The organism is Mesorhizobium sp. M7D.F.Ca.US.004.01.2.1, from assembly GCF_003997785.1.
Classification (GTDB): domain Bacteria; phylum Pseudomonadota; class Alphaproteobacteria; order Rhizobiales; family Rhizobiaceae; genus Mesorhizobium; species Mesorhizobium loti.
Window position 1 is genome coordinate 1 of the sequence record NZ_RZRQ01000549.1, and the last position, 2,454, is coordinate 2,454.

At 54.0% G+C, this 2,454-nt stretch carries 3 protein-coding genes; all 3 read left to right on the forward strand.

Annotated features, from left to right (window positions below; genetic code table 11):
• The first annotated feature begins 225 nt into the window (after nucleotides 1–225).
• The gene (locus EN993_RS34535) at nucleotides 226–1,218 is read left to right on the forward strand and encodes a DUF1837 domain-containing protein (protein ID WP_245469054.1); all 993 of its coding nucleotides are present in this window, start codon (nucleotides 226–228) and stop codon (nucleotides 1,216–1,218) included.
• Nucleotides 1,215–1,637, forward strand: coding sequence for a hypothetical protein (locus EN993_RS34540; RefSeq protein ID WP_127266114.1), 423 nt, complete (start codon nucleotides 1,215–1,217; stop codon nucleotides 1,635–1,637). The genes EN993_RS34535 and EN993_RS34540 overlap by 4 nt, the downstream gene beginning before the upstream one ends.
• On the forward strand, nucleotides 1,579–2,454 hold an 876-nt coding region (locus EN993_RS34545), incomplete at its 3' end, for a DEAD/DEAH box helicase (RefSeq protein WP_127266115.1). The genes EN993_RS34540 and EN993_RS34545, both read left to right, overlap by 59 nt.

Consider the following 2,454-nt stretch of genomic DNA (forward strand, 5'->3'; position numbering starts at 1 on the left):
GTGAGGGGTGGGTGAGGGGCCGAGAAAGGCGACGAGGGAGTGCACTGTCGCCGTAATTGGATTACGCTTGAGCCAACAAAGCATCCATTCTGCAAAACCTGTGTTGTCGTCGTGACACAGCAGGATCTTGATCCTGTGCACCATTAAATTGGTCTCGACCACTTGCATTTGATATTAACAAAGCCCCAACGTGCGTGAATTCACTAGATTGATTTGCAGGACAACGTGACGGCAATCGAGAATGCAGAGTATGAGGCTTTGGATTTGGAGGTCGCTCTTGCAGGTCTGCGGCGTGATTACTCGAAATTATTACCGCGCCTTCGGGCACTCGAACATACCATCCAGTGCGAATGTGAAGGTGTAGTCCTGCGACTGCATTTTCCGGCGTTCCGACAGGGAAAGGCTACCATCCACGAACTCGTAGATGCCGTCGTTCATTTTCTAACATCCTTCGCGCTGCCGCGATCCGACGTTAAGGCCGTCGACGACCTCTACGGCAAAGTGAGCGTGGACGATTTTAAATTTAAGATCTCGCAGCTTTCGGAATCCGCAAAGGCGCTCTTCAAACGCGCCAATGAAGCCACCAACCGTAATGGCGAAGCCGGCGAGCTGCTCCTGTACCTATTGACTGAGTGGGTTTTGGACGCGCCGCAGTTGGTTGCAAAAATGTCCCTAAAGACCAACCGAGAGATGCCCGTCCATGGTTCGGATGGTATCCATGTGCGTTATTCTGCCGAGCAATCACGGCTGCTCTTATATTGGGGAGAGTCGAAACTCTATTCGGACGTCGGCGACGCGATAGCCGCAGCAATTTCATCAATCACAGAGGCGTTGGAGCCCGCTAAAATGCAGCACGAGATTGAGCTTGTGCAGCGGAATATCGATTTTTCCGGCCTGGATGACGCAAGCAAATCGGCCATCCTCAAATATCTTGACCCTTACGACGATGCTTACAATGAACGCCATGACGTGACGACCTGTCTGCTTGGTTTCAATTTTGACGCCTTTCAAGCACTGGCGTCGACACAACCCGAGAAGACCGACGCTGAGTTCGTAAAACTCGCAGAAGCGAAGTTGAAGGATTTGGCACCCAAGCTGGCGCAGACCATCAAGGCGGCGAATCTGGTCAACCGTCCCATAGAGATTTTCTTCTTCCCAGTGCCTTCGGTCCAGGAATTGCGTGATCTGTTTCAGGCCAAGATCGGCTGGAAATCATGACCATGGAGCTAATCGAGAAGGTTTGGAGTAACGCGAACTTTCACGAGGCTTCACGCCGCATCGAACTAGCGTGGCTGCGCAAGGAACTCGGTGCCAAGGAGATCATCGTCACCGCAGAGGAAGCAAGCAAGCTAGTCCGCGCTGCTGCGATTCTCGCATGCTCGAGCGACCAGCGGCACCGCAAGGCCGCATTCCGCGTGGCGACCTGCACGTATGAACTTTTTGGCGCATCGACACTCCCGTTGGACCAGGCGCTTCGTGTTGTCCTTGCGCGGCTTGGGAATTTTCCGTCGTTCAGTACGCGGTCGGAAGTTGCCCATGCCCAAGCGTCACTGCCACTGACTCTAGCCGCCGAAGAGATTGCCTCCGCCCGACGGGCGCGAAATAGCCGTCAATCAGCAGAAGATCTATCTCACTGATTTTCAGCACGATCTATGGACCAGCCTTGTAGCCAGAAAACGGATTGCACTGGCCGCACCCACGTCGGCCGGAAAATCCTACGTTCTACAAAATTACCTATCGTCGCTCTTCGCTGCTGACCGACCCCAATCCGTTGTGTACCTAGTGCCTACACGTGCGCTCATCGGCCAGGTAGCAGAAGATCTCGCCACTCAATTCCAAGGTTTCGCTGGCCAGGTTCCGGATATCGTCACGATCCCGATTGACGCGGAAACGGCGCTTCCAACTCGGGCGATTTACGTCATGACACAAGAGCGCATCCAACTTGCGCTTGCGGCCCATCCCGATTTCAATATGCATGTGGTCGTGGTCGACGAGGCTCACTCCATCGCAGATGGAGCTCGCGGGGTTCTTCTTCAGTGGGTCATTGACGACTTGCTGGCTCGCAATCCCGAGACTCAGATACTTTTTGCTAGCCCCAGCATTCGAAACCTTGGTGTCTTTGCACGACTATTCGGCCTGCCAAACGTGGTTGAATTTATGTCGGTCGAGCCCACAGTCGCGCAGAACTTTCTTACCTTAAAAATCGACTCTGCCACTAAGGGCCGAATAGTTATCCATACCATCGGCGACGGGTCTGCAGCACCTGTCGAAGTGATCAGTCTCCAGCTAAATCAAACGATTGCGAGCCGCGTGGAGAAGCTGGTGCACGTTGCCGCTCGGTTTGGGCTCGGCCAATCGAATATCGTTTACGCCAATGGCGCCGCAGAGGCAGAGAAGATAGCGATTCAGCTGGCGGATCTCTTCTCCGATCGGGAGCCCACCACAGAACAGCTA

Excerpts from the sequence above, each read along its gene's own strand:
- EN993_RS34540 (WP_127266114.1), top strand. The coding sequence starts at position 1,215 with ATGACCATGGAGCTAATCGAGAAGGTTTGGAGTAACGCGAACTTTCAC.